The sequence below is a fragment of the Klebsiella sp. KP20-425-1 genome, assembly GCF_025813515.1.
In the GTDB taxonomy this organism is placed as follows: domain Bacteria; phylum Pseudomonadota; class Gammaproteobacteria; order Enterobacterales; family Enterobacteriaceae; genus Klebsiella; species Klebsiella pneumoniae.
Window position 1 is genome coordinate 4,118,352 of record NZ_CP109614.1, and the last position, 25,885, is coordinate 4,144,236.

Here is a 25,885-nt window from a genome sequence, read left to right on the forward strand (position 1 = left end):
GCATGAAAACCCCCACCTACCCCCCCATGAAGGTGGCTTCGCACTCCCTTTAACCGCTCGTAGATTCATTGCATGGGTGTGGCCAGGGTTATCCGCCCTGTCTGTTGGCCCCGCCTGGGTGACCTTTATTGAGGAGAATTAAACGATGCTCAGCAAACAGGCGTTATTGCAGGCTTACCGCAAGATGCGGGAGATCAGAACATTTGAAGAGCGGTTGCATCAGGAAAATACCAGCGGTGATATTCCGGGCTTCATTCACCTTTACACCGGTGAGGAGGCCATCGCGGTGGGGGTCTGCGAAAATTTAACGAGCGCAGATTTTATTGGTTCAACACACCGTGGACATGGCCACTGTATTGCTAAAGGTTGCGACATTCACGGCATGATGGCCGAAATATTCGGTAAGGACAGCGGGTTATGTCGCGGTAAGGGCGGGTCGATGCACATTGCCGATCTGTCGAAAGGAATGCTGGGGGCGAACGCTATCGTTGGGGGAGCCCCTCCCCTGGCCATCGGCGCCGCGCTAACGGCAAAGACGCTAAAAACCGGCAACGTCGGTGTCTCTTTTACGGGCGATGGTGGTTCTAATCAGGGCCTGGTCTTTGAAGCCATCAATATGGCCGTCGTGCTCCAGCTTCCAGCCGTCTTTATTTTCGAGAATAACGGTTACGGCGAAGGGACCGGCCATGACTACGCCGTGGGTGGGCGTGATATCGCCCGGCGCGCCGCTGGCTTCGGCCTGCCGGCAGTGACCGTCGATGGCACCGATTTCTTTGCCGTTTATGAGGCAACCTCAGAGGCGGTCAAGCGTGCGCGAGAAGGCGGTGGCCCAAGCGTCATTGAGGCCAAAGCCTTCCGCTGGCATGGTCATTTTGAGGGCGATCCCGCGCTATACCGCGCGGAAGGTGAAGTGCAACGCCTGCGTGAACAACATGATCCGCTGAAGATTTTCACCGCTAAGGTCAAGCAGCATATCACCCAGGAAGAACTGGCGGCGATTGACGAGGAAGTAGAAGCCCTGGTCAACGATGCCGTATTGAAGGCCCGCGCCGCTGCCTACCCGGCTCCGGAAGACCTGCTGACAGACGTGTACGTCTCATACTGAGGGTGATAACCATGACAATAAAAACCTATCGTGAAGCGGTCAAGGAAGCCCTGGCTCAGGAAATGGAACGCGATGAACGCGTGGTGCTCATCGGTGAAGACTTGCGTGGCGGTCATGGCGGAAATGCGCCCGAAGAGGCTAAAATAGAAGCCTTTGGCGGTGTGCTGGGTGTCACTAAAGGGCTGTGGACGCAGTTCGGCTCCGATCGGGTGATCGACACGCCCATTACCGAGTCGGCCATCATCGGTATGGCGGCCGGCGCCGCAGCGACGGGTTTGCGGCCGGTCGCGGAATTGATGTTCATGGATTTTTTTGGCGTGAGCCACGATGCACTGTACAACCAGGCGGCTAAGTTCCGCTACATGTTTGGTGGCAAAGCCAGAGCTCCGCTGGTGATGCGAGGGATGATCGGCGCGGGGTTTTCTGCCGCAGCCCAGCATTCACAGTCACCCTATAATATCTTTGCCACCACGCCTGGACTGAAGGTGGTGGTGCCCTCGACGCCTTATGACGTCAAGGGTCTGTTAATACAGTCCATTCGCGACGACGACCCGGTGGTATTCTGCGAGCATAAAATGCTGTACGACCTCAAGGGCGAGGTACCGGACGAGATCTATACCATCCCGCTAGGTGTAGCCAACTACACTCGCGAAGGGGAGGACGTCACCATCATTGCGTTGTCGGCAATGGTACATAAAGCAAACCAGGTGGCGGACAAACTGGCCAGAGAGGGGATCTCGGTCGAGGTGGTCGACCCGCGAACCATTTCGCCGCTGGATGAGGAAGGTATTCTGGAATCGGTGGCGTCCACGGGGCGGGTCGTGATTGTCGACGAATCCGCTGCACGCTTCGGTTTTGCTCATGATGTCGCGGCGCTGATTGCGTCCCAGGCATTCCATTTCCTCAAAGCGCCCGTTCTGCTGGTGACGCCGCCACACACGCCGGTCCCGTTCTCCCCTGCTCTCGAAAAACTCTGGATCCCTGGCGTTGAACGTATCGAAGCCGCCGTCCGTCAAGTGCTGGAGGATTAACCTATGAGCGAAATCAAGACGCTTGAAATGCCAAAGTGGGGGCTTTCCATGGAGGAAGGCTTGCTCGCTCGATGGGCAATCCAGGAGGGTGACGATTTCACCAGAGGGCAGGAAATATGTGAGATTGAAACCAGTAAAATCGTCAATGTGCTGGAGGCCCCCTTTGCCGGTACGTTACGTCGGATACTCGCCCGCGAGGGTGAGACGCTTCAGGTAGGCGCCGTGCTGGCCCTGGCGGCTGACGCGTCGGTCAGCGATGCTGAACTGGACGAATTTGTTGCCCGCCTGGCGACGGCGAAACCCGCAGCCCCAGGCCCGGAGGCTGCCGCGCCGGACGTAGCGGCACAGGCAGGCGCTAAGCCAGCTTCCGTTGTTTCGCCGCCATCCAACAGCCCCGAGCCCCCTGTTGGGCAGACCGTCATCCCCGTCAGTCTGCAAGGTGTGACCGATGTGACTCAGGTTAATGCCACGCCCCATGCGTTACGACTGTCTGCCCGCTGGGGTGTCGACCTGAAAAAAGTCCGCGGCAGCGGGCGCGGGGATCGTATCTCTGTTTCTGATCTGGAAAGCGCGATCGTTGCCGCCGGCGGTCGCCTGGCCTCTCCGACGCCCCCCGTTCGTCGCAGCAAAGCGCCCCGCTCGCATGCCGATGACAGCCAGGTATCGGCCACCCCGCTGGCGCGCCGCCTGGCCGGCAAACTGGGTATCAACTTGCATGACTGCCGAAGCAGCGGTTCACGCGGTCGGGTAAGTCGCGATGATGTGCTGGCCGCGGCGTTGTTACTCGACGAGCACCCGCAGACCAGTCCTGTGCAGGAGAGTGCCCCGGCCCCCTTTGAGAGCATCCCGATGTCCGGTATGCGGCGGGCTATCGCTTCTCGCCTGCAAACGTCCAAGCAACAGTCTCCCCATTTCCGTTTGAGCGTCGATCTCGATCTGGAGCGACTGTTAGCGTTACGTCAGGACATTAACCGCGAAGTACCCGGCGTCAAGATTTCGGTGAATGACCTGCTGGTGAAGGCCTGCGCCCTGGCGCTGGTGGCCGTGCCTGACGTCAATATCCAGTTTGATGAAGCGGCACAAAGTATCCGCCGCTTTACGGATGCCGACATTTCGGTGGCCGTTGCGCTGCCTGCCGGGCTAATTACCCCTATTGTTCGCTCGGCGAACCGGAAATCGATTAGCGACATATCGAACGAAATTCACTCGCTGGTGACCAGAGCCAAAGCGGGCACGCTGAAGCCGGAAGAGTTCCAGGGCGGGACCTTTAGCCTGTCAAATCTGGGGATGCTCGGCGTCCGGCAGTTTGACGCCATCATCAATCCACCGCAAAGCGCAATCCTCGCCATTGGCGCCGGCGAGGTCCGGGCGGTAGTACGCGACGGGCAAATCGTCGCGCGACAGCAAATGACGGTATCGCTATCCTGCGATCACCGGGTCATCGATGGCGCGGCAGGTGCGGCTTTTCTCCGGGAACTCAAGCGACTGATTGAAACCCCGACCTTGATGTTTATCCAGGAGACGAGCTATGCACGATAAATACGATGTGCTGATCATCGGCGGGGGTCCTGGGGGATACGTTGCCGCCATCCGTGCCGGCCAGCTAGGGCTTCGTACCGTATTAGTGGAAAAACAACATCTGGGCGGCATCTGCCTGAACTGGGGATGCATTCCAACCAAGGCGCTGCTGCATGGCGCTGAGGTTGCGCACACTATCACCCATGCCAGTCAGCTGGGCATCAGCGTGGGCGAGGTGAACGTCGATCTGCAGAAACTGGTGCAGTTTAGCCGTACCGTATCGCAACAGCTCACCGCTGGGGTTGCGTACCTGTTGAAGAAAAATGGCGTGAGGGTGATTGATGGCACCGCGCGGCTGCGCGGCAAGGGGCAAATCACGGTCGAGGATGCCCGAGGGGAGGCGCGCGATTACCGGGCCGATCACGTGATCCTGGCAACCGGCGCCCGACCACGCGCATTGCCAGGCATAGCGCCAGATGGCGAACATATCTGGACCTATTTCGAGGCGCTGCGGCCTAAGCTTTTACCCAAGTCGCTCTTAATCATCGGTTCAGGGGCGATTGGCGTCGAGTTCGCCAGCCTTTATAACGATCTGGGCTGTAAAGTGACGCTGGTCGAGCTAGCGTCGCAGATTTTGCCAGTGGAAGATGCCGAGGTGTCTGCAGCAGTGCGTAAGTCATTCGAAAAACGCGGTATTCAGATCCATACCCAGACCCTGGTGACGCAAGTACAGCTCACCGATACCGGGGTGCGCTGCACACTAAACAACACCGGCGGCGAATATTCTCAGGATGTCGAACGTGTGCTGCTGGCGGTCGGCGTACAGCCGAATATTGAAGATCTGGGGCTGGAAACGCTGGGCGTTGAGTTAGACCGCGGTTTTATCAAGACGGACGCGGCTTGTCGCACTAACGTATTTGGGCTTTATGCCATCGGCGATGTAGCCGGCCCGCCGTGTCTGGCGCACAAGGCCAGCCACGAAGGCGTGCTCTGCGTTGAGACCCTGGCCGGTGTCGAAGGCGCCCACCCTCTCGATCGCGACTATGTGCCTGGTTGCACTTATGCCCGGCCCCAGGTTGCCAGTCTGGGCCTGACGGAATCGACGGCCCTGGCAAGGGGACGGCCCATCAGGATCGGTAAGTTCTCTTATCAGAGCAATGGTAAGGCGCTGGCCAGCGGCGAGACAGAGGGTTTTGTGAAGACGATTTTCGATGCTGAAACCGGCGAGTTGCTGGGCGCGCATATGGTTGGCGCACAGGTCACGGAACAGATCCAGGGCTTTGGCATCGCCCGTCACCTGGAGGCCACAGACGAAAGCCTCCTGTCGATGATCTTTGCGCATCCGACACTTTCCGAAGCGATGCATGAGTCAATCCTCGCGGCCTGCGACCAACCGTTGCATCAATAAAAAATAAGGGAGGCGATAGCTGCGCGATACGGAGTAAGTTCCCGTTATCCCTCCCGCACTCCCCGGCAGAAGATCCACAACAACGGTTACGGCAGGATCTATTGATCTGAAACGCTAAGCGCCATGCGTAAATTCTGTATGTTTAGTAGACAACCAAACGACAGGAGGAGCGCTCTATGACACAGCACGAAAGGTTTTGCCAGGCCTGCGGAATGCCGATGTCCGCACCCGATGCGCAAGGGGCCAGCGATAAATATTGCGCGTATTGCAGCGACAGCGACGGTAATTTGAAATCCTGGGAAGAGGCCGTATCCGGTCTGGCGGCTTTTCTCGACGCCTGGCAAAAGGTGGGCGTAGCGGAATCACGGAAACGGGCAAAACGTTACCTGACGGCGATGCCTGCCTGGGCGCACAAAGCGGACGAGTAATTTGCCCGGGCGGCTGGAGGAAATCATCCCGGGGACAGACCGCCATGCCGACAACATTGCTATAGCGTTTTCGTACGCCATCCGGACAGGAATAAATGCGCGTTTGGGGATGACGACCTGAAGGCTGGAGCATGCATGGATGCGTTCTTCATGCGGATGAAATAAACGCCTGGCGTTCTCCCCTTGTCCGGATGCGTTATTGCCTGGTTTTTAAGGGGTCGGTTTCTGTATTTAACCCAGAACTTCTCAGGTAATACAACATATTGATGTGATGAATCTCTCATTTCAACGATACCAACTGGACAATAAGTTATCGCGTGTGTTAGTTATTTAATCACGCAAGAGAACAGATTTAATTTAAACAAAAGTTAAACCTTTCTCACTTTGCTAAAAAATTGCATTGATAATGCTTTGGATCCCTGAACCATTATCAAAAGGGTATGTGAACAGAAAGCCCTCAGAGACGCGAGTCTCTGAGGGCTTTTTTTGTTTTTTTATCTCAGGAGTAAATAAATGTCTAAAGAACGTCGTCTCTCAAGAATATTCGCAAAAGACGGTAAATCCGTGACCTTAGCGCTGGATGGCTACTATTTTTCCACGAAAACAAATGGTATTGATAATACGATAAATCAGCTCCCTGCTCTGGTGGAACACGGCCTGGATTGCGCGCTCGTCACGTACGGCATGTTGAAGAATTATCGGGAAGCATTGAACAGCGTTCCCGTTGTGTTACGCGTCGACAGCACGGTCAGTATCTTTGACAATACCGTTCCCGATACTACCCCCGTTTTTTCCGTCGAAGATGCGCTTAAAGTCGCTGCCGAGGGCGTGGTCTGCATGACCTTCCCCGGCGCCTTCAATGAAGAAAAAACCCACATTATGGCGATGCAACTCGCACAGGCAGCGGATCGCTGGAATGTACCGCTGATTGTCGAATCGCTCCCGTATGGTTATCCCGTCACCAGCGATGACTCTAACAATCCGGCCATCATCGCTGCATCGGCCCGCGCAGCGGTGGAGCTGGGCGCGGACGTCATCAAAACGCGTTTTACCGGTTCACCAGAGGACCGACTGATCGTTGAAGCTGCTGGCGTGCCGGTGCTTGCCTTAGGAGGGCCAAAAACCGGCATCGACGGTTACTTCAAATTTGTTCAGCACTGTATGCAGATGGGTGCGAAAGGCGTGGCTGTGGGACGAAACATTACCCAGGATCCGCAGCCGGCGAAAGTGGTAGCAGGTCTGAATGCCATCATCCATGAAAACGCAACAGCGGAAGATGCATACAGCCTCTACATGGCTAAATAACATCGGAAATTAATATGATTTCAAATAACACCATCATCCCTTCCATCAGGAAGTATAAATACTTTGAGAAAGCATTATCCTGCCAGTCAGAATATGTGCTGCTATCCGAAGCGAATATCGGCAATCTGCAGTCGCTGATTGGCAAATGCCATCAAAGCGGTAAGAAGGTCCTCGTTCACCTTGAATTACTGGGCGGCTTTAAACCGGATCAGGCGGGGATCAATCTGCTGAAAAATTATTACAAGGTTGATGGTGTTATTTCTTCCAATCTCTCCGCGCTACGCTACGCCAAAAAAGAGGGATTGCTGACCGTATATCGGGTTTTACTTATCGATTCGCGATCGCTTGATCAGTCGCTCGATATTGTTAAACACAGTCCACCGGACGCAATTGAAATCTTACCTGCTGAATATGCCTGCCAGTGTCTGGAGTTGATTAGCCGAAATTTGAAAGGCTTTGATGTGGTATTCATCGCCGGAGGCTTTGTTAAGCGCAAATACCTTGTAGATAAAATATTCCATGCCGGATTTAAAGGGATAACCACCAGCGAGCCCGGCTTATGGTAACCAATAAGGAGTCCACGCGAATGAAAGATGAATACGTCATGGGCATCGACAATGGTGGAACCGTCACCAAGGCAGCCATCTATGACCGTAAAGGACAGGTGCTCGCCATCGCCTCAAAATCCACGCAGATGCTGACACCCCGGGAATTCCACACAGAGCGCAGTATCGATGAGCTGTGGGCCGCGAATGTCGAAGTGATTAAAAAAGCGATTGAGCAATCAGGTATCGACGCCAGCCAGATAAAAGGAGTGGCCGTCACCGGTCATGGTAACGGTCTGTATCTGGTCGACGAAGAAGGTCACCCGGTGCGTAACGGCATTATATCCACCGATAGCCGGGCAAAAGAGTACGTTGAGAGATGGCAACGCTCACCAGAATTCCTTACCGACATTTTGCCAAAAACGATGCAGTCCATCTGGGCCGGACAACCTGTCGCCCTGCTGGCATGGCTGAAGGATTTCGAGCCCGAGACGCTGCAAAAAGCGCGTTATATTTTTATGGTCAAGGACCTGATCCGTTTTTACCTGACCGGAGAGGCTTTTCTTGAGCTGACCGATATCTCAGGGACCAACCTGATCAACGTACGTGACTGCAAGTATGACGATGAACTACTGGCATGGTGGGAACTTGATGAACTGCGGGACAAATTGCCCCCCATCAAACGCTCAACAGAATGCTGCGGAAAAATCACTGACGACGTGGCCCGTCTGACCGGTTTATGCGCAGGTACGCCGGTTTCTGGCGGGGTGTTTGATATCTCGGCCTCTTCCATTGCCTCGGGGATTAACAGTCTCGATAAGATGGCGATCGTCACCGGCACCTGGAGCATAAACGAATACGTTACCGACCACCCGGTTATTGATAAAGATCTGTTTATGACCTCCATTTATCCCATTGAAGGTAAATGGCTCATCACCGAGGCCAGCCCCACCTCCGCGAGCAACCTGGAGTGGTTTATTAACAACTTTATGGAGAGCGATCGGAAAACCTCCGCCGAACAAGGATCGTCGGTCTATGACCTGTGTAATAAGCTGGTTTCATCAACGACGCCGGATGAAAGCCACCTGCTGTTCTTTCCGTTCGTGTTTGGCTCTAACACCATTCCCGATGCCTCGGCCGGCTTTATCGGTGTCAACAGCTTCCATAAAAAAGCCCATTTTCTGCGGGCGATTTATGAGGGCGTGGCCTTCAGCCATCTCTACCACACCGAGCGCTTACGCAATATTAACCCGAAGCTAAGCCACACTATTCGTATTGCTGGCGGCGTCACGAACTCCCCGGTCTGGCTGCAGATATTCGCCGATATCTTCCAGGCCACGCTGGAAATCGTTGACGTCAAAGAGCACGGGACCTTGGGTACCGCGATGACCGCCGCCGTTATGGTGGGCTGGTTTGCGGAGGTATTTGCTGCCTCAAACGATATGGTCCATGTCTCACGCACCGTCTCCCCTAATCCGGAAAACCACCGGGTCTACCAGACCAAATACCAGCTTTATAAAAACCTGTTATCAGAAATGCAGTCGCCGTGGAAAAGCTGCAGTAACTACATCGCGCACTAAGTGAGGAAAAAATGGATCTGAATTTAACGAATCGTACGGCCATCGTGACAGGCGGCGCAACCGGCCTGGGGAGAGAGTTTGTTCTTTCTCTCGCCAAAGAAGGCGTCAATATCTGCTTTACCTATATGCGTGAGGAAGAGCATCCCGAACGGCTGATCGAAACGGTGAAGACCAGCGCGAACGTAGAGATCATCGCGGTCAAAACCGATCTCTCTGACGAGCAGAGCCGGGAAAATCTGTTTGCCACCTGTATCGACAGACTGGGCAAAACCGACATTCTGGTGAATAACGCCGGGATCTGGCTGAGCGGCTACGTCACCGAGATCAGCCCGCAGGACTGGGATCTGGTGATGAATGTCAATCTGAAAGCCATCTTCCATCTCAGCCAGCTGTTTGTAAATCACTGCCTGCAGCATGACCAGATGGGCAGCATTCTGAATATTACCTCGCAGGCTGCGTTCCACGGCTCCACGACAGGACATGCGCACTACGCGGCAAGTAAGGCCGGCCTGGTCGCCTTTGCTATCTCACTGGCGCGGGAAGTCGCCAAACAAAAAATCAATGTGAACAATATCGCCGTCGGGATCATGGATACTGCGATGATCCGTAAGAACATTGAGCAAAACCCTGACTATTACGTCAGTCGTATTCCGGTGGGCCGCGTGGCCCAGCCGCAAGAAATTGCCGACATCGGTGTCTTCATGGTTTCTCCTAAGACCAGCTATATGACGGGAGCAACTCTGGACGTTACCGGCGGTATGTTGATGCGTTAATCTAGGGAGAATCATTATGAAATGTCTGGCAATTGCCGATCTGTTTATCAATGCAGCGATGATGGAATCAGGACTGAAAGCGCTCAGGGATAACGGGATTGAAGTAGAAGTACGCGAGTGGTCACATGACTCCGTTGAGAAACTTCAGGAAGATAATCTGCGGGTTGAACAGGAAGGAGCAGAAGCCGTGGCCTTACCGGAAGCGCTGCTTCAGGGAACGGATGATATTGACATCCTGATCACTCAGTTTGCCCCGGTCAATACTGCGGTGTTCGATAAACTACCAAAGCTGAAATATGTAGGCGTGCTCCGCGGTGGCGTGGAAAACGTGAATCTTCAGGTGGCGAACGCCCGGGGCGTTGAGGTGATGAACACCCCGGGGCGTAACGCTCGCAGCGTCGCCGAATTCACGGTCGGCATGATCCTGGCGGAAATGCGCAATATCGCCCGTTCACACGATGCCCTGCGTGACAAATACTGGCGTAAAGACAGTCCGAACCATCAGGCGATCCCGGAGCTTGGCGGAAAAGTCGTGGGGCTGGTTGGCCTCGGTCATATTGCCCAACTGGTCGCGGGATTTCTCAGCGGCTTTGGCACGGAGATTATCTTTTACGATAAGTACGTTGCAGGCCATGAACGTTATGAGAAAGTCGATTCTCTGGACGAACTGGTACAACGCGCCGACGTTATCTCGTTACATGCTCGCCTGACGCCGGAAACCGAAAATCTGATTAACGCACACCATTTCGCGCTTATGAAGCGCAGTGCCATCATTGTTAACACGGCACGCTCCGGGTTAATCAATGAAAAAGAGATGATTGATGCGCTCAGATCCGGGCAAATCATGGGCGCCGCGCTTGATACCTTTGATGACGAGCCGCTTCCAGACGACAGTGCATTCTATACTCTGAATAACGTGACCATTACGCCGCATATTGCCGGGAGTACCATTGACGCATTCAGTAATTCGCCCAAACTCTTCGCTGAGATCCTTTTAAAGAAACTCAGTTAAATATTAAAAGAACCATTAAAGGTATTAACAGGGCCCAATGGGCACGGGTTTACTCGTGCCCAATTCGCCCGCCTTTTAAGGAATCATTATGGATATTATCAACAGCATTATTAGTCTGGGGGCATCAGTAATGATGCCAGTAATATTCTTTATTATCGCGCTTTGCTTTGGCGTTAAAATCGGTACGGCATTTAAAGCAGGGATGCTGGTAGGCATTGGTTTTGAAGGGGTGGGGCTGGTGATTGGCCTGCTGCTGACAAACCTGGGCCCGGCATCGCAGGCGATGGTTGAGCGTATCGGCCTGCAGTTAACGGTCGTTGATACCGGTTGGCCTACCGCATCGACCATTGGCTGGGGTTCGCCGCTGATGCTGCCCGTCGTGGTGGGCTTTATCGTCATCAACCTGGCCATGCTTCTGTTGAAATTAACCAAAACGGTGAATATCGATATTTTTAACTACTGGATTTTCCTGATCATGGGGTCTGTGGTCTATGCCGGAACGGGAAATTACTGGCTTTCGGTCGGTATTACATTCGCTATTTTTGTGTTGACGCTATTGGCGGCAGATTTAACGGCGCCGTATTTACAAAAAAACTATAATCTTAAAGGGATATCATTCCCCCATCTTACCTGTATAGCTTACGTGCCGTTTGGCATTGCCTGTAATTACATCATTGAAAAGACCCCGCTTATCAATAAAATCAATTTCGATCCGGAAAGTATTAATAAAAAATTCGGCGTTTTTGGCGAGCCTCTTACTCTGGGGTTCGTACTGGGACTGCTGTTGGCCTTCCTGGCGGGATATGACGTTTCCGCGGCCGTTTCACTGGCCATTAAGGTTTCAGCCGCCATGCTGCTGCTGCCTAAAATGATTGAAATTCTGGTGCAGGGATTGTTGATTGTCCGTGATGCCGCTGAAGCAAAACTGAAGGCTAAATTCCCGGGGCGCGATTTTTACATCGGGATGGATACGGCGTTACTGATCGGTGAACCTTCGGTACTGGCGACCGGTCTGCTGTTAATCCCTATGGCTGTGGTGCTGTCTATCATTCTGCCCGGCAACCGCGTACTGCCCTTTGTCGATCTGGCTTCCTTAATGTTCCTGCTGGCAATGGTCACGCCGTTCTGTAAACGAAATATGTTCCGCATGTTCATAACCGGAACCCTGATCGTGACCTGCATCCTGTATGTCGGGACGGACATTTCGCAAGAATACACTCAGGCGGCGGTGAACTCGCATATTCCGGTGCCGGAAGGGATGGCCGAGATCACCAATATCGTCGGCGGCGCCACGACGCCTGTCGGCTGGCTGGCCGTCAAATTTGGCGAGTTTTTTAGCGCCACACATTAGTACAAGACCACTCAAGTAAACAGAGGGCAAACTGCTGCCCTCTGCTTCTTCCTCTTATACTGTGCACTGAATAGCTGGCTCAGCTACGCCCCTGGTTTGAACATCTGACCAGCGCGTCCGCCCCCTGCGCGGCGAGGTGGCTCATTTCTTTTGTACCCCCTCCCGTTTTCAACCCAACCTGCTATGCTCCTTCTTTCCCTGTTCTCTGGAGATCCCGATGCTGACCATCTGGGGCCGAAAAACCTCCTCTAACGTGCAGGCGCTGATGTGGTGTGTTGGCGAGCTTGGGTTGGACTATCTCCGGTTCGACGTGGGGCATCGCTATGGCGGTACCGACAGCGAGGCGTTTTATCAGCTCAATCCCAATCGTACGGTACCAGTGCTGCAGGATGACGAAAATCCGCCGCTGTGGGAAACCGGCGCGATCCTTCGCTATTTAGCCAGTCGCTACGCCGACGACGCCTTCTGGCCGGGCGAACTGCTGGCTCGTACTGAGGTTGATCGCTGGGCCGAGTGGTCAAAGCAGAATATCGCCCTCGGCTTTACGACGCCGGTGTTCTGGCGCGTGGTGCGCACGCCTGCCGCCGAGCGGGATCCGCAGGCCATCGCCGCGGCGGTGACGGCCCTGGAGCAAAAGCTGGCGATTGCCGAGGCACGTCTCGCCGGGAGTCGCTATCTGGTGGGCGATACGTTCACCCTGGCCGATATCCAGTTTGGTCATGTGCTGTACCGCTACTTTGCAATCGATATCCCCCGTCGTCCCCTCCCCCACCTTGCGGCGTATTATGCACGGCTAACCTCACGGCCCGCCTTTCGCCAGCACGTCATGGTCAGCTACGACGAACTGAAGGTCTGAAGGTGGTCGGTAGCGCCTCCTGACGCTACCGACATACCGGTTAACGCGCCATCAGGACAAACACGCCCCAGCCGAGATATTCCCGGGTCCAGGTGACGTGGTGTAGCGGCGCAGTGGTCAACTGCTGGCGAACCTCCGGTGCGAAGTCATCGTGCGGATTGGCCTCCAGCCAGCGGCGCATTGTCAGCCATTTCGCCGCTTCATAACGATCCCAGCCCTCCTGGTCGGCCAGCACCATCTCCACCACGTCATAGCCCAGTTCGCCAAAGTGGGCGACCAGCGCCGGTAGCGTCAGGAAGTCATCGGGTGACTGCGCGCCGCAGGCAATCGCCTCTTCTGCCGTGGCCGGACGTTTGCGCCACCATGGCTCGCCGATAAGCAACATGCCGCCTGGGGTAAGGCTCTGCTTCAGCAGCTCGATTGTGCCTGCCACCCCGCCGCCGATCCACGTGGCCCCCACGCAGGCGGCAACATCGCACGGCTGGCTGGCGACATATCCGCTGGCATCCTGGTGCACAAAGGTTACCCGGTCGCTTACCCCGAGCTCCTCTGCCCGGGCGGCCGCCTGCTGACTGAACAGCAGGCTCATGTCTACGCCGGTGCCGACGATCTGATGATCGCGCGCCCAGCTACAGAGCATCTCGCCGGAGCCGCTGCCGAGGTCGAGAATGGTGGTGCCCGGCGCCATTCGCAGCGCCCGTCCCAGCGTGGCGTACTTTTCCGGGGTAAAAGGGTTATGGATACGGTGCTCGCTTTCACTGATGGTAAAAATGCGAGGGATATCGATCATGAGGTTTTCTCCTTGAGAGCCATACGCCCGGGCAGCGACCCTGCCCGGGTCGCTATTTCAGCGGTTGTCCGCTTGCGCGCGAACGTTATTCAAACCGGTCGTGTTGATCCGGTACGGCTGGCCGTTCACCGACTTAATCAGCTTTTTGGTTTTGAGCTTTTTGAAGACCGCAAGGGTGCAGTCGCTCAGCAACAGCCCTTCGCGGGTGTAACATTCAACGGCGGTAATGCGGCCGGAGGTATCGCGGACGTGCGCAATACGGCCACCTTTGGCGAGAACGTGTAAGGTCCGTTGTTCCTGACGGGATAAATTCATACTGAAACCTGTTCATTATCATGTGCGAAAACATGCCTACACCCGCAGGTGTGTGCGTAAGGTTTAAGCGCAGCGATAATCAGTCCGGCCTGGGCAGGTCGGGAAACTGATTATCTGATAATGACATTCTCCAGCATCGAAGCCTCAGTGAGCATTGAAAGGTATTTACCAGCTGAATATTAACACCTTCATCTGGTAAGGATATTGTGCAGATTAAAAACTGTGACCGGTATTACGATTTCCCTCGGCCCTATCCCCATTTTGCGCTATCCGCCACCCGCTCTGTTCCGCAACTTTCACCACCACCTTATCCCCCCTCCCGTATTGTTAAATAATTGTTGTCAGATCACAAAATGGAAACAAAAAGGCCATTTCGTACGCATTTTATAAAAATGTAGATATTTTTAATTTATGGCTACGAAATGAACATCACCCTGACCTTACAGCGAGGAACGATCCTGATGAACGCCCTGACCGCAGTAAAACCGACACCCGCGCCGGTAGCCCAGCAATACCCTGGCTTTTCTTTCACCCCTTCCGCCCAGTCGCCGCGCCTGCTGGAGCTCACCTTTTCCGCCGAAACGACCACGCAGTTCCTGCAGCAGGTCGCGCAGTGGCCGGTGCAGGCGCTGGAGTACAAATCTTTCTTACGCTTCCAGGTCGGCAAGATCCTCGACGATCTGTGTGGCAATCAGCTGCAGCCGTTGCTGATCAAAACATTGCTCGATCGCGCGGAAGGCGCGCTGCTTATCAACGGCGAAGGGATCGATCACGTCAGCCAGGCCGAGGAGATGGTCAAGCTGGCCACCGCCGTCGCCCACCTGATTGGTCGTTCCAACTTCGACGCCATGAGCGGTCAGTATTACGCCCGCTTCGTGGTGAAAAATGTCGATAACTCAGACAGCTACCTGCGCCAGCCGCACCGGGTGATGGAGCTGCACAACGACGGCACCTACGTCGAAGAGCAAACCGACTACGTATTAATGATGAAGATCGACGAGCAGAACATGCAGGGCGGCAATTCCCTGCTGCTGCATCTCGACGACTGGGAGCATCTCGACGAATTCTTCCGCGACCCGCTCGCCCGCCGCCCGATGCGCTGGGCCGCGCCGCCGAGCAAAAACGTCAGCAAGGATGTTTTCCACCCGGTGTTCGACGTCGATTCGCTGGGCCGCCCGGTAATGCGCTATATCGACCAGTTCGTCCAGCCGAAAGATTTCGAAGAAGGCACCTGGCTGAGCCGCCTCTCCGACGCGCTGGAGACCAGCAAAAACATCCTTTCCATACCGGTGCCGGTGGGCAAATTTCTGCTCATTAACAACCTGTTCTGGCTGCACGGCCGCGACCGCTTTACGCCGCACCCGGACCTGCGCCGCGAGCTGATGCGCCAGCGCGGCTACTTTGCGTATTCCACGAATCATTACCAGACTCATCAATAAGGGTTTTCAGGCGAAGGAATTGAGCGGATGTATGATTTCGTGATTATCGGCGGCGGCATCATCGGCATGTCGACCGCCATGCAGTTAATTGAGATTTACCCGGACGCCCGCATTGCGCTGCTGGAAAAAGAGGCCGGCCCGGCCTGCCATCAGACTGGCCACAACAGCGGCGTGATCCACGCCGGGGTGTACTACACGCCCGGCAGCCTCAAGGCGCAGTTTTGCCTCGCCGGCAACCGCGCCACCAAGGCCTTTTGCGAGCAGAACGGCATCCGCTATGACGTCTGCGGCAAAATGCTGGTCGCCACCTCACCGCTGGAGATGGAGCGGATGCGCGCCCTGTGGGATCGCACCGTCGCCAACGGCCTGCAGCGCGAGTGGCTGAGCGCCGGGGAGCTACGCGAGCGCGAACCGAACATTACCGGGCTCGGCGGGATCTTCGTCCCTTCCAGCGGCATCGTTAGCTACCGCGAAGTGGCGGCGGCAATGGCGAAGAACTTCGAAGCGAAAGGCGGAACGATCGTCTACAACGCCGAAGTCAGCGCCCTGAAAGAACATGCCAGCGGCGTGGTGATCCGCACCCGCCAGGGCGGAGAATATGAGGCCTCGACGCTGATCGCCTGTTCGGGCTTGATGGCCGATCGGCTGGTAAAAATGCTCGGCGTCGACCCCGGGTTTATCATTTGTCCGTTCCGCGGCGAGTATTTCCAGCTGGCGCCGCAGCACAACCAGATCGTCAACCATTTGATCTATCCGATCCCCGATCCGGCGATGCCGTTCCTCGGCGTCCACCTGACCCGCATGATCGACGGCAGCGTCACCGTCGGCCCCAACGCCGTGCTGGCTCTGAAGCGCGAAGGCTACCGCAAGCGCGATATCTCGCTGGCCGATACCCTGGAGATCCTCACCTCGCCCGGCATCCGCCGGGTACTGCAAAACAACCTGCGCTCCGGACTGGGCGAAATGAAGAATTCGCTGTGCAGAAGCGGCTATCTGCGGCTGGTGCAAAAATACTGCCCGAGCCTGACGCTCAGCGATTTACGCCCGTGGCCCGCCGGCGTGCGGGCGCAGGCCGTGTCGCCGCAGGGCAAGCTGATCGACGATTTTCTCTTCGTTACCACCGCGCGTTCGATACATACCTGCAATGCGCCATCGCCAGCGGCCACCTCCGCTATCCCGATCGGCGCGCATATCGTCAGCAAGGTGCAGAGCCTGCTGGCCAGCCAGAGCAATCCCGGACGCACGCTGCGTGCGGCACGTAGCGTGGAGACACTACACGCCGCTTTTACCCGTTAACCCCCCCTGAAGACAGGAAGCAATTATGCAACTCAACGATATGACACTGTTTCGCCAGCAGGCGATGATCGATGGCCAGTGGCGCGATGCGCCCAACGGCGACGTGATTGCGGTCACCAACCCGGCCAACGGCGAGCAGCTCGGCAGCGTGCCGAAAATGGGCGCCGATGAAACCCGCGAAGCGATTGAAGCCGCCAATCGCGCCCTACCCGCCTGGCGCGCCCTGACCGCCAAAGAGCGGGCGAACATTCTGCGCCGCTGGTTCGATCTTATGATGGAGAATCAGGACGATCTCGCTCGCCTGATGACCCTCGAGCAGGGAAAACCGTTGGCGGAAGCCAAAGGCGAAATCAGCTACGCCGCCTCCTTTATTGAGTGGTTCGCCGAAGAAGGTAAGCGCATCTACGGCGACACCATTCCGGGCCACCAGGCCGACAAGCGCCTGCTGGTGATTAAGCAGCCCATCGGCGTTACCGCCGCCATCACGCCGTGGAACTTCCCGGCGGCGATGATCACCCGCAAAGCGGGCCCGGCGCTGGCCGCCGGCTGCACCATGGTCCTGAAACCGGCCAGCCAGACGCCGTTTTCCGCGCTGGCGCTGGCCGAACTGGCGAATCGCGCCGGGATCCCCGCCGGAGTATTCAACGTGGTCACCGGCTCCGCCGGCGCGGTCGGCGGCGAACTGACCAGCAACCCGCTGGTGCGCAAGCTCTCCTTTACCGGCTCTACCGAGATTGGCCGCCAGCTGATGGAGCAGTGCGCGAAAGACATCAAAAAAGTCTCCCTGGAGCTGGGCGGCAACGCGCCGTTTATCGTCTTTGACGATGCCGACCTCGATAAAGCCGTCGAGGGGGCGCTGGCGTCGAAGTTCCGCAACGCCGGGCAGACCTGCGTCTGCGCCAACCGCCTGTACGTCCAGGACGGGGTGTATGACCGTTTCGCCGAGAAGCTGCAGCAGGCGGTGGAAAAACTGCGCATTGGCGACGGCCTGCAGGACGGCGTCACCACCGGCCCGCTGATCGACGAGAAAGCCGTGGCCAAAGTTGAAGAACACATTGCCGATGCCATCGCCAAAGGCGCGAAGGTGGTCACCGGCGGCAAACCGCACGCCCTGGGTGGCAACTTCTTCCAGCCGACCATCCTGGTCAACGTTCCCGACAGCGCCAAAGTGGCGAAAGAGGAGACCTTCGGCCCGCTGGCCCCGTTGTTCCGCTTTAAAGATGAAGCCGACGTCATTGCCCAGGCCAACGATACCGAGTTCGGTCTCGCCGCCTATTTCTACGCCCGCGATCTGAGCCGCGTCTTCCGCGTCGGCGAAGCGCTGGAGTACGGCATCATCGGCATCAATACCGGCATTATCTCCACCGAAGTCGCGCCGTTCGGCGGCGTTAAGGCCTCCGGCCTCGGCCGCGAAGGGTCGAAGTACGGCATCGAAGATTACTTAGAAATCAAATATATGTGCATTGGCCTTTAACAGGAGCGACGGATGAACAGCAATAAAGCAATGATGGCGCGTCGCAGCGACGCGGTCCCGCGCGGCGTCGGCCAGATCCACCCTATCTTCGCCGAACGCGCGGAGAACTGCCGGGTGTGGGACGTGGAAGGCCGGGAATATCTCGATTTTGCCGGCGGTATCGCGGTGCTCAATACCGGCCACCTGCATCCGCAGGTTGTCGCCGCCGTCGAAGACCAGCTGAAAAAGCTGTCGCATACCTGCTTCCAGGTGCTGGCCTATGAGCCTTATCTGGCGCTGTGCGAAAAGATGAATCAAAAGGTGCCCGGTGATTTCGCCAAGAAAACCCTGCTGGTCACCACCGGGTCGGAAGCGGTGGAGAACGCGGTGAAGATCGCCCGCGCGGCAACCGGGCGCAGCGGCGCTATCGCCTTCACCGGCGCCTATCACGGCCGCACCCATTACACCCTGTCGCTGACCGGCAAAGTGAATCCTTACTCCGCCGGTATGGGCTTAATGCCGGGCCATGTCTATCGCGCCCTCTACCCGTGCGCGCTGCACGGCGTCAGTGATGACGAGGCGATCGCCAGCATCCATCGCATCTTCAAAAACGATGCCGCGCCGGAAGATATCGCCGCCATCATTATTGAGCCAGTGCAGGGTGAAGGCGGGTTCTATGCCGCCTCCCCGGCCTTTATGCAGCGCCTGCGCGCCCTGTGCGACGAGCACGGCATTATGCTTATCGCCGATGAGGTCCAGAGCGGCGCGGGCCGCACCGGTACCCTGTTCGCCATGGAGCGGATGGGCGTCGCGGCGGATATCACCACCTTCGCCAAATCCATCGCCGGCGGTTTTCCGCTGGCGGGCGTCACCGGCCGCGCGGAGGTGATGGACTCCATCGCCCCCGGCGGACTGGGCGGCACCTACGCCGGCAACCCCATCGCCTGCGCCGCCGCCCTGGCGGTATTACAGATTTTCGAGCAGGAGAATCTGCTGGAAAAAGCCAACCAGCTCGGCGACACCCTGCGCCAGGGCCTGCTGGCGATCGCTGAAGATCATCCGGAGATCGGCGACGTGCGCGGTCTGGGGGCGATGATCGCCATTGAGCTGTTTGAAGAGGGCGACCGCAGCAGGCCGAACGCCAGGCTGACGGCGGATATCGTCGCCCGCGCCCGCGACAAAGGCCTGATCCTGCTCTCCTGCGGGCCGTACTACAACGTGCTGCGCATCCTGGTGCCGCTGACCATCGAAGAGGCGCAGATCGAGCAGGGGCTCAAGATCATCGCCGACTGCTTTAGCGAGGCGAAACAGGCATAGAGAAACAGGCATAGAACAGAACACATGCGGAAGCGAAGTACGTTCGTAAGGGAATGAAGACGAGACCTGCAAAACAACAATAATACGCGTGCCCCGGCGCGGGAACGTCGGGGCGCTCTCCCAGGTGACACACTTCGAGAGGGTAAATGATGGGGCAACTGTCGCAATCACAGGATTTAGGGGCGGGGCTGAAGTCGCGCCACGTCACGATGTTATCTATCGCCGGGGTGATCGGCGCGAGTTTATTTGTCGGCTCCAGCGTCGCCATTGCCGAGGCAGGCCCGGCGGTGCTGCTGGCCTATTTGTTTGCCGGGCTGCTGGTGGTGATGATTATGCGTATGCTGGCCGAAATGGCGGTCGCCACGCCGGATACCGGCTCCTTTTCCACCTACGCCGATAAAGCCATCGGCCGCTGGGCGGGGTATACCATCGGCTGGCTGTACTGGTGGTTCTGGGTCCTGGTTATTCCGCTGGAAGCCAATATCGCGGCGATTATTCTGCATTCGTGGGTGCCGGGCGTCCCGGTGTGGTTGTTCTCCCTGGTCATCACTCTCGCCCTCACCGGCAGTAACCTGCTGAGCGTCAAGAACTACGGCGAATTCGAGTTCTGGCTGGCGCTGTGCAAAGTGATCGCTATTCTGGCGTTTATCGTACTGGGCGCGGTCGCCATTACCGGCTTTTACCCCTATGCCGAAGTGAGCGGCATTTCGCGGCTGTGGGATCACGGCGGCTTTATGCCTAACGGCTTCGGCGCGGTGCTGAGCGCGATGCTGATCACCATGTTCTCGTTTATGGGCGCGGAGATCGTCACCATCGCCGCCGCCGAATCGGATACCCCGGATAAACATATCGTGCGCGCCACCAACTCGGTGATCTGGCGTATCTCTATTTTTTATCTGTGCTCGATCTTTATCGTCGTCGCCCTCATCCCATGGAATATGCCGGGGCTGAAGAGCATCGGCTCCTACCGCTCGGTGCTCGAGCTGCTGCATATTCCCTATGCCAAGCTGATTATGGACGGCGTGATCCTCCTGTCGGTCACCAGCTGTCTGAACTCGGCGCTGTATACCGCCTCGCGGATGCTCTACTCCCTGAGCCGTCGCGGCGATGCGCCGGCCATTATGGGCCGGACCAACCGCAGCAAAACGCCATACGTGGCGGTGCTGCTCTCCACCGGCGCGGCGTTCCTCACCGTAGTGGTGAACTACTATGCCCCCGCCAAGGTGTTTAAATTTCTCATCGACAGCTCTGGCGCCATCGCCCTGCTGGTCTATCTGGTGATCGCCGTTTCACAACTGCGGATGCGCAAAATCCTTCAGGCGCAAGGCGGCGAGATCCGTCTCAGAATGTGGCTCTATCCATACCTGACCTGGCTGGTGATCGCCTTTATCACCTTCGTGCTGGTGGTGATGCTGTTTCGTCCGGCGCAGCAGCTGGAGGTGATCTCTACCGGCCTGTTAGCTCTGGGAATTATTTGTACGGTACCGATTATGTCACGCTGGAAAAAGCTGGTATTGTGGCAAAAACTGCCGCTGCAAAATACGCGTTAACCCTGTTCCCGGCGCCCGCCGGGAAGAGTATTCAGGAGTAAGAACATGACCGCCATTCCCCAGGCGACGGCCATTGACGGATACCGTTGGTTAAAAAACGACATCATCCGCGGGGTTTACCACCCCGATGAGAAGCTGCGGATGAGCCTGCTGACGTCGCGCTATGGCCTGGGGGTCGGTCCGCTGCGCGAGGCGCTTTCGCAACTGGTGGCCGAGCGGCTGGTAACGGTGGTCAATCAGAAAGGCTATCGGGTGGCGCCCATGTCGGAACAGGAGCTTCTCGATATCTTCGACGCGCGCGCCAACATGGAGGCCATGCTGGTGCGTCTCGCCATTGAACGCGGCGGCGACGAGTGGGAAGCCGAGCTGCTGGCCCGCGCCCATCTGCTCAACAAGCTGGAGTCGTGCGAAGCGAGTGAGCGCTTACTGGATGAATGGGACCAGCGCCATCAGGCGTTTCACACCGCCATCGTCGCCGGCTGCGGCTCCCAGTATCTGCTGCAGATGCGCGAACGGCTGTTCGATCTGGCGGCGCGCTACCGCTTCATCTGGCTGCGCACCACCGTGCTGTCGGTGGAGATGCTGGAAGATAAGCATGTCCAGCATCAGACCCTGGTGGACGCTATTCTGGCGCGCGACGCCGAACAGGCCAGCGCGCTGATGCGCGAGCACTTACTGACTCCGATCCCGATTATTCAGCAGGCGATGGCTGGCAAGCTGTCGCCGCAGGCAGGGTGAGTCAGATGGAGGGGTGGAAATTACGGGTATGGCGGCACGCATCTCCACGCCGCACGGGCGTGGAGAAATCGTATCCGTAGATCAATCAGGCTCGCAGGCGAACCGGTTCGCTGAAATCGTCGGCCGGTTCCAGCTTCAGATTAAAGGTGGTCAGCAGCGCTGCCGCGCGCTCGTGAAACTCGCGCAGCGTTTTTTCCAGCCTGTCGCTCACTTCCGGGTCGCCAATGTCGACCGCCTGCCATGATCCTTCCTTATTGAACAGGCCAAACTGGTAGCTATAGGTGAAACGTGACTCTTGTGCTTCCATTTCCATCCACCAGCCCCAGAATTCACGCTTCTCCGGTGCGGGCTTAACATTGACGCAAACTGCCAGGCAATCGAAAAAGAAACGGTTGTCATGGCACTGCTCTTCGCGAATGTAAGGCCCCAGCGCCGTGAATTTCTTGATCAACTTACTTTTCAGGTGTCCACTCGGTAACGTCATTGCGATCTCCTTTAGTGATGCAACTGTTTTACCAAACCAATAGAATTTAGCAATAAATTAACCAAATCTATGATTGATCCAGCGGGCGATCTGTCGCAATGCGTGATCAAAATTGCGATACACCGGGTTAAACGGGATCTCAAGCAGTTTGCCATCGGCAGATGACGAGGTGATTAACCGCGACTCCTCTTCGGGGCTGAACGGATCGTCCTTCCAGAAGCCGGAAAGCATCGGCGTCGGGCAACGGCGCCCCAGCAGTCCCTGGGTTTTTAACGAATAGCGGTTGAGCTCCACGCGTAGCGCTTCATCGGACGCATCATGCATGCCCAGCCGCGAAGCCAGCACGTCAAGATACATCTCCGGCACGCGCCCCTGATGCAGGGGATCCACCAGCAGACCATGAACGACCGGGCCCAGACAGGCTACAGCCTTCAGCCGCTGCGGCTCCAGATAGCCCAGACGCACCGCGATATTGGCGCCAAAGCGGAAGCCGAAAGCGGCGACCCGGGTATGGTCAATCCACGGCACATTTTCCAGATGGCGCAGCGCGTGCTGATGCAGCAGGCTGGTGTCCTGATTTAGCGTCCATTTTGACGAGAAGCCGATGGAGGGCATATCAATGGTCAGCATGGCAATGCCGAGCGGTGAGAAGTAGTTCTCATACAGGTTGTAATAATCGGTCTGCAGCGAGTCCAGCCCCCCGCACATCAGCACCGTCGGAAACGGCCCCTCGCCTTTCGGCATATGCAAAAAGCCGGTTATCGGCGAGCCGCCAGGGATGGTGAACTCCAGCTCGCGCAGCGAGCCCGGCAGCCGCTGGGCGGCTTCTTCATACGCCCGGTTGGCTAAAGCCTGCGCCTGTTCCGCCAGCTCATCGCCTTTAATATGCGGATAAGCGGCAATGCTATACAGGTTCGAGGCATGCAGCCAGTGGCGGCCGCTCAGCAAAGGATCGGCTTCCTGCCCGGCCTTTTGCTGCCACTGCATGGCTTCTTTCGCCCACTCGAAGATCCAGTTGCCGCCGCGATAGCCGATGACGGTATCGAACAGCTCAGGATCGGTTCGTTCGGCCTCGCTCATCACAATGCGCGCTTGCACATCGAGGATCTCCTGCGGAGTTACGCCGCGCCAGATCCACATCAAACGGTTGATCAGACGGTACCAGTGATCGACGTGATTGCCGCTCAGCGCCGACTGCATCGCCTGGGGTTTTCCGGCAGAAAACCGACGCACCAGCGTAGAAGTTTCGGGATGTTTGAAGCGAGGTTTAAACAGCGTTTCGCTGAGGTTAGCCTGTGACATGTGCAGTCTCCGTCGTAGTGCCACTCCGGATATTGTAACCTGCTAAAGGATAAAAAAAACCACGCCCGGCAAGCCGGGCGTGGTAAATAGCACTGTCCTGAAGAATTAACGACCTGCGATAGGCGGTACAAACACCACGCCCATATCCCACGGCTGTTCAATCCAGGTATCCTGCGGAATATCCACAACGTAATCGTCCACCAGCGGGCGGCCTGCCGGCTTGGCGAAAATGGTGACAAAGTGCGCTTTGGGATACATTTCGCGGATCGCCACGGCGGTACCGCCGGTATCCACCAGATCGTCGATGACGATAAAGCCTTCGCCATCGCCTTCCGCACGTTTCAGCACTTTCAGCTCGCGCTGGTTATCATGGTCGTAGCTGGAGATGCATACGGTATCAACATGACGAATGCCCAGTTCACGCGCCAGTAAGGCTCCCGGTACCAGTCCACCGCGGCTAACGGCAATAATGCCTTTCCATTGCTCAACCGGCAGCAGACGGCTGGCCAGTTTGCGGGCGTGAATCTGCAACATGTCCCAGGTGACGACGTATTTTTCGCTCATGTGAAGTGTCCCAGCCTGTGTAATACGGCTTAAATAATGTTCGAGGGGGAAAATGGTTGCGCGAGATTATAGAGATCTGACGCACTAAAAACCAGTGCTAAGCGGTTTGCGCAACGCTTTTTGCGTTGTTTACACTACCTGCGGCGGTGGAAAGTGGTATTCTCAACCCCATCGCGCAAGCCCGGGCTTGTTGTGTATTTTAACGCTAACCCTCGTCCTGCAACCGCTGTATGCAGGAGTCTGTAAGGAGACTTACCGTGTCTGAACTGTCTCAACTATCCCCGCAGCCGCTTTGGGATATTTTTGCCAAGATTTGCTCCATCCCGCACCCGTCCTATCACGAAGAACAGCTCGCCGAGCACATTATGGGTTGGGCAAAAGAAAAAGGCTTACATGCGGAACGCGACCAGGTTGGCAACATTCTGATTCGTAAAGGCGCGACTGCCGGTATGGAAAACCGTAAGCCGGTAGCGCTGCAGGCACACCTCGATATGGTGCCGCAGAAAAATAACGACACCGTCCACGACTTCGTTAAAGATCCGATCCAGCCGTACATTGACGGCGAATGGGTGAAAGCGCGCGGCACCACGCTGGGCGCGGACAACGGTATCGGAATGGCGTCCGCACTGGCGGTACTGGCCGATGATAGCGTCGCTCACGGCCCGCTGGAAGTGCTGCTGACCATGACCGAAGAAGCCGGTATGGACGGCGCGTTCGGTCTGCAGGCCAACTGGCTACAGGCCGATATCCTGATCAACACCGACTCCGAAGAAGAAGGCGAAATCTACATGGGTTGCGCCGGCGGGATCGATTTCACCTCTAACCTGGCGCTGACCCGCGAAGCGATTCCCGCCGGGTTCCAGAGCTTTAAAGTCACCTTAAAAGGGCTGAAAGGCGGCCACTCCGGCGGTGATATTCACCTTGGTCTGGGTAACGCCAACAAGCTGCTGTCGCGCTTCCTCGCCGGCCACGCCGATGAGCTGGATCTGCGTCTGGTCGATTTCAACGGCGGCACGTTGCGCAACGCCATCCCGCGTGAAGCTTACGCTACTGTCGCCGTCGCCGCGGATAAAGCCGATGCGCTGAAAGCGCTGGTGAATACTTACCAGGCGCTGCTGAAAAACGAGCTGGAGGCCAAAGAGAAGAACCTGGTGGTGCTCCTGGAAGCGGTCGATAACGACAAAGCGGCGCTGACTCAGGCTTCCCGCGACACTTTCATCCGTCTGCTGAACGCCACGCCGAACGGGGTTATCCGCAACTCTGACGTGGCGAAAGGCGTAGTGGAAACTTCGCTGAACGTCGGCGTCGTCACCATGACCGATGACAACGTACAGATCCACTGCCTGATCCGCTCGCTGATCGACAGCGGCAAAGACTACGTGGTCAGCATGCTGGATTCTCTGGGTAAGCTGGCGGGGGCGAAAACCGAAGCCAAAGGCGCTTACCCTGGCTGGCAACCGGACGCCAATTCGCCGGTGATGCACCTGGTGCGCGAGACTTACCAGCGTCTGTTCAACAAGACGCCGAACATCCAGATCATTCACGCCGGTCTGGAATGCGGTCTGTTCAAAAAACCGTATCCGGAGATGGACATGGTCTCCATCGGGCCAACCATTACCGGTCCGCACTCCCCGGATGAGCAGGTCCATATCGAGAGCGTCGGTCAGTACTGGACGCTGCTGACCGAGCTGCTGAAAGCCATTCCGGCTAAATAAGCCCCACAAC

24 protein-coding genes are annotated in these 25,885 nt (G+C 56.8%); 19 read left to right on the plus strand and 5 right to left on the minus strand.

All coding sequences use genetic code 11. The features are described 5' to 3' along the window. The first annotated feature begins 145 nt into the window (after positions 1–145). The 12 genes from OHJ17_RS20240 (at position 146) to OHJ17_RS20295 (ending at position 12,912) form a co-directional block, all read left to right on the plus strand. Positions 146–1,105, plus strand: coding sequence for a thiamine pyrophosphate-dependent dehydrogenase E1 component subunit alpha (locus tag OHJ17_RS20240; RefSeq protein ID WP_002889884.1), 960 nt, complete (start codon positions 146–148; stop codon positions 1,103–1,105). 11 nt (positions 1,106–1,116) lie between these two features. Then, positions 1,117–2,136: an alpha-ketoacid dehydrogenase subunit beta gene (locus tag OHJ17_RS20245; protein ID WP_002889881.1), complete on the plus strand. Its 1,020-nt coding sequence runs from the start codon at positions 1,117–1,119 to the stop codon at positions 2,134–2,136. A gap of 3 nt (positions 2,137–2,139) precedes the next feature. Next, positions 2,140–3,675 (plus strand): 2-oxo acid dehydrogenase subunit E2, encoded by a 1,536-nt coding sequence (locus OHJ17_RS20250; protein ID WP_004152032.1) that lies wholly within the window; start codon positions 2,140–2,142, stop codon positions 3,673–3,675. Beyond that, on the plus strand, positions 3,665–5,062 hold the full coding sequence (lpdA, locus tag OHJ17_RS20255) for a dihydrolipoyl dehydrogenase (RefSeq protein ID WP_032432625.1): 1,398 nt from the start codon (positions 3,665–3,667) through the stop codon (positions 5,060–5,062). Before OHJ17_RS20250 ends, lpdA begins: the two co-directional genes overlap by 11 nt. Before the next feature lie 218 nt (positions 5,063–5,280). Continuing rightward, a complete protein-coding gene (locus OHJ17_RS20260; protein ID WP_004213874.1) occupies positions 5,281–5,490 on the plus strand; it encodes a hypothetical protein in 210 nt (69 codons plus the stop codon). A 513-nt stretch (positions 5,491–6,003) separates the two neighbouring features. After that, positions 6,004–6,795, plus strand: a complete 792-nt coding sequence (locus OHJ17_RS20265; protein WP_002889868.1) for a class I fructose-bisphosphate aldolase — start codon at positions 6,004–6,006, stop codon at positions 6,793–6,795. A gap of 14 nt (positions 6,796–6,809) precedes the next feature. Further along, positions 6,810–7,361: a glycerol-3-phosphate responsive antiterminator gene (locus tag OHJ17_RS20270; RefSeq protein ID WP_002889866.1), complete on the plus strand. Its 552-nt coding sequence runs from the start codon at positions 6,810–6,812 to the stop codon at positions 7,359–7,361. Between the two features lie 20 nt (positions 7,362–7,381). Continuing rightward, positions 7,382–8,920 (plus strand): FGGY-family carbohydrate kinase, encoded by a 1,539-nt coding sequence (locus tag OHJ17_RS20275; RefSeq protein ID WP_002889863.1) that lies wholly within the window; start codon positions 7,382–7,384, stop codon positions 8,918–8,920. A gap of 11 nt (positions 8,921–8,931) precedes the next feature. Then, complete coding sequence (locus OHJ17_RS20280; protein WP_032432624.1) at positions 8,932–9,693, plus strand: SDR family NAD(P)-dependent oxidoreductase; 762 nt, start codon at positions 8,932–8,934, stop codon at positions 9,691–9,693. 16 nt (positions 9,694–9,709) lie between these two features. Beyond that, positions 9,710–10,705, plus strand: a complete 996-nt coding sequence (locus tag OHJ17_RS20285; RefSeq protein ID WP_002889854.1) for a 2-hydroxyacid dehydrogenase — start codon at positions 9,710–9,712, stop codon at positions 10,703–10,705. Positions 10,706–10,793: 88 nt separating this feature from the next. Beyond that, on the plus strand, positions 10,794–12,056 hold the full coding sequence (locus tag OHJ17_RS20290; protein WP_002889852.1) for a PTS galactitol transporter subunit IIC: 1,263 nt from the start codon (positions 10,794–10,796) through the stop codon (positions 12,054–12,056). Positions 12,057–12,273: 217 nt separating this feature from the next. After that, positions 12,274–12,912 (plus strand): glutathione S-transferase family protein, encoded by a 639-nt coding sequence (locus tag OHJ17_RS20295; RefSeq protein ID WP_002889850.1) that lies wholly within the window; start codon positions 12,274–12,276, stop codon positions 12,910–12,912. Positions 12,913–12,952: 40 nt separating this feature from the next. Here OHJ17_RS20295 and OHJ17_RS20300 read toward each other — a convergent pair whose 3' ends face one another. Next, complete coding sequence (locus tag OHJ17_RS20300) at positions 12,953–13,702, minus strand: SAM-dependent methyltransferase (protein WP_002889849.1); 750 nt, start codon at positions 13,700–13,702, stop codon at positions 12,953–12,955. 57 nt (positions 13,703–13,759) lie between these two features. Beyond that, entirely contained in the window at positions 13,760–14,017 is a 258-nt protein-coding gene (locus OHJ17_RS20305) for a YjhX family toxin (protein ID WP_002889848.1), read from the minus strand. A 461-nt stretch (positions 14,018–14,478) separates the two neighbouring features. Here OHJ17_RS20305 and glaH point away from each other — a divergent pair, with 461 nt between their 5' ends. The 6 genes from glaH to csiR all read left to right on the plus strand — a co-directional run bounded on the left by glaH (position 14,479) and on the right by csiR (position 21,810). Then, positions 14,479–15,456, plus strand: a complete 978-nt coding sequence (glaH, locus tag OHJ17_RS20310; RefSeq protein ID WP_002889847.1) for a glutarate dioxygenase GlaH — start codon at positions 14,479–14,481, stop codon at positions 15,454–15,456. Between the two features lie 27 nt (positions 15,457–15,483). Next, positions 15,484–16,752 (plus strand): L-2-hydroxyglutarate oxidase, encoded by a 1,269-nt coding sequence (gene lhgO, locus OHJ17_RS20315; RefSeq protein ID WP_023300766.1) that lies wholly within the window; start codon positions 15,484–15,486, stop codon positions 16,750–16,752. 25 nt (positions 16,753–16,777) lie between these two features. After that, a complete protein-coding gene (gene gabD / locus OHJ17_RS20320; protein WP_004178683.1) occupies positions 16,778–18,226 on the plus strand; it encodes an NADP-dependent succinate-semialdehyde dehydrogenase in 1,449 nt (482 codons plus the stop codon). Positions 18,227–18,238: 12 nt separating this feature from the next. Beyond that, a complete protein-coding gene (gabT, locus tag OHJ17_RS20325; RefSeq protein ID WP_032432623.1) occupies positions 18,239–19,522 on the plus strand; it encodes a 4-aminobutyrate--2-oxoglutarate transaminase in 1,284 nt (427 codons plus the stop codon). Between the two features lie 149 nt (positions 19,523–19,671). Continuing rightward, a complete protein-coding gene (gene gabP / locus OHJ17_RS20330) occupies positions 19,672–21,072 on the plus strand; it encodes a GABA permease (protein WP_002889795.1) in 1,401 nt (466 codons plus the stop codon). Positions 21,073–21,117: 45 nt separating this feature from the next. Continuing rightward, entirely contained in the window at positions 21,118–21,810 is a 693-nt protein-coding gene (gene csiR / locus OHJ17_RS20335) for a DNA-binding transcriptional regulator CsiR (RefSeq protein WP_004191866.1), read from the plus strand. Between the two features lie 85 nt (positions 21,811–21,895). Here the strand turns inward: csiR and crl are convergent, their stop codons facing one another. From crl to gpt, 3 genes are all read right to left on the minus strand, one after another. After that, entirely contained in the window at positions 21,896–22,294 is a 399-nt protein-coding gene (gene crl / locus OHJ17_RS20340) for a sigma factor-binding protein Crl (RefSeq protein WP_004177332.1), read from the minus strand. Positions 22,295–22,351: 57 nt separating this feature from the next. Next, the gene (gene frsA / locus OHJ17_RS20345) at positions 22,352–23,596 is read right to left on the minus strand and encodes an esterase FrsA (protein WP_002889742.1); all 1,245 of its coding nucleotides are present in this window, start codon (positions 23,594–23,596) and stop codon (positions 22,352–22,354) included. A gap of 105 nt (positions 23,597–23,701) precedes the next feature. Continuing rightward, the gene (gene gpt, locus OHJ17_RS20350) at positions 23,702–24,160 is read right to left on the minus strand and encodes a xanthine phosphoribosyltransferase (protein ID WP_002889733.1); all 459 of its coding nucleotides are present in this window, start codon (positions 24,158–24,160) and stop codon (positions 23,702–23,704) included. 257 nt (positions 24,161–24,417) lie between these two features. On the opposite strand from gpt, the gene pepD reads away from it, so the two are divergent. Next, positions 24,418–25,875, plus strand: coding sequence for a cytosol nonspecific dipeptidase (gene pepD / locus OHJ17_RS20355; protein ID WP_016530034.1), 1,458 nt, complete (start codon positions 24,418–24,420; stop codon positions 25,873–25,875). Positions 25,876–25,885 lie beyond the last annotated feature (10 nt).

Coding starts and splice junctions, on each gene's coding strand:
- OHJ17_RS20240 (WP_002889884.1), top strand. CDS start 146: ATGCTCAGCAAACAGGCGTTATTGCAGGCTTACCGCAAGATGCGGGAG.
- OHJ17_RS20245 (WP_002889881.1), top strand. CDS start 1,117: ATGACAATAAAAACCTATCGTGAAGCGGTCAAGGAAGCCCTGGCTCAG.
- OHJ17_RS20250 (WP_004152032.1), top strand. CDS start 2,140: ATGAGCGAAATCAAGACGCTTGAAATGCCAAAGTGGGGGCTTTCCATG.
- lpdA (WP_032432625.1), top strand. CDS start 3,665: ATGCACGATAAATACGATGTGCTGATCATCGGCGGGGGTCCTGGGGGA.
- OHJ17_RS20260 (WP_004213874.1), top strand. CDS start 5,281: ATGTCCGCACCCGATGCGCAAGGGGCCAGCGATAAATATTGCGCGTAT.
- OHJ17_RS20265 (WP_002889868.1), top strand. CDS start 6,004: ATGTCTAAAGAACGTCGTCTCTCAAGAATATTCGCAAAAGACGGTAAA.
- OHJ17_RS20270 (WP_002889866.1), top strand. CDS start 6,810: ATGATTTCAAATAACACCATCATCCCTTCCATCAGGAAGTATAAATAC.
- OHJ17_RS20275 (WP_002889863.1), top strand. CDS start 7,382: ATGAAAGATGAATACGTCATGGGCATCGACAATGGTGGAACCGTCACC.
- OHJ17_RS20280 (WP_032432624.1), top strand. CDS start 8,932: ATGGATCTGAATTTAACGAATCGTACGGCCATCGTGACAGGCGGCGCA.
- OHJ17_RS20285 (WP_002889854.1), top strand. CDS start 9,710: ATGAAATGTCTGGCAATTGCCGATCTGTTTATCAATGCAGCGATGATG.
- OHJ17_RS20290 (WP_002889852.1), top strand. CDS start 10,794: ATGGATATTATCAACAGCATTATTAGTCTGGGGGCATCAGTAATGATG.
- OHJ17_RS20295 (WP_002889850.1), top strand. CDS start 12,274: ATGCTGACCATCTGGGGCCGAAAAACCTCCTCTAACGTGCAGGCGCTG.
- OHJ17_RS20300 (WP_002889849.1), bottom strand. CDS start 13,702: ATGATCGATATCCCTCGCATTTTTACCATCAGTGAAAGCGAGCACCGT.
- OHJ17_RS20305 (WP_002889848.1), bottom strand. CDS start 14,017: ATGAATTTATCCCGTCAGGAACAACGGACCTTACACGTTCTCGCCAAA.
- glaH (WP_002889847.1), top strand. CDS start 14,479: ATGAACGCCCTGACCGCAGTAAAACCGACACCCGCGCCGGTAGCCCAG.
- lhgO (WP_023300766.1), top strand. CDS start 15,484: ATGTATGATTTCGTGATTATCGGCGGCGGCATCATCGGCATGTCGACC.
- gabD (WP_004178683.1), top strand. CDS start 16,778: ATGCAACTCAACGATATGACACTGTTTCGCCAGCAGGCGATGATCGAT.
- gabT (WP_032432623.1), top strand. CDS start 18,239: ATGAACAGCAATAAAGCAATGATGGCGCGTCGCAGCGACGCGGTCCCG.
- gabP (WP_002889795.1), top strand. CDS start 19,672: ATGGGGCAACTGTCGCAATCACAGGATTTAGGGGCGGGGCTGAAGTCG.
- csiR (WP_004191866.1), top strand. CDS start 21,118: ATGACCGCCATTCCCCAGGCGACGGCCATTGACGGATACCGTTGGTTA.
- crl (WP_004177332.1), bottom strand. CDS start 22,294: ATGACGTTACCGAGTGGACACCTGAAAAGTAAGTTGATCAAGAAATTC.
- frsA (WP_002889742.1), bottom strand. CDS start 23,596: ATGTCACAGGCTAACCTCAGCGAAACGCTGTTTAAACCTCGCTTCAAA.
- gpt (WP_002889733.1), bottom strand. CDS start 24,160: ATGAGCGAAAAATACGTCGTCACCTGGGACATGTTGCAGATTCACGCC.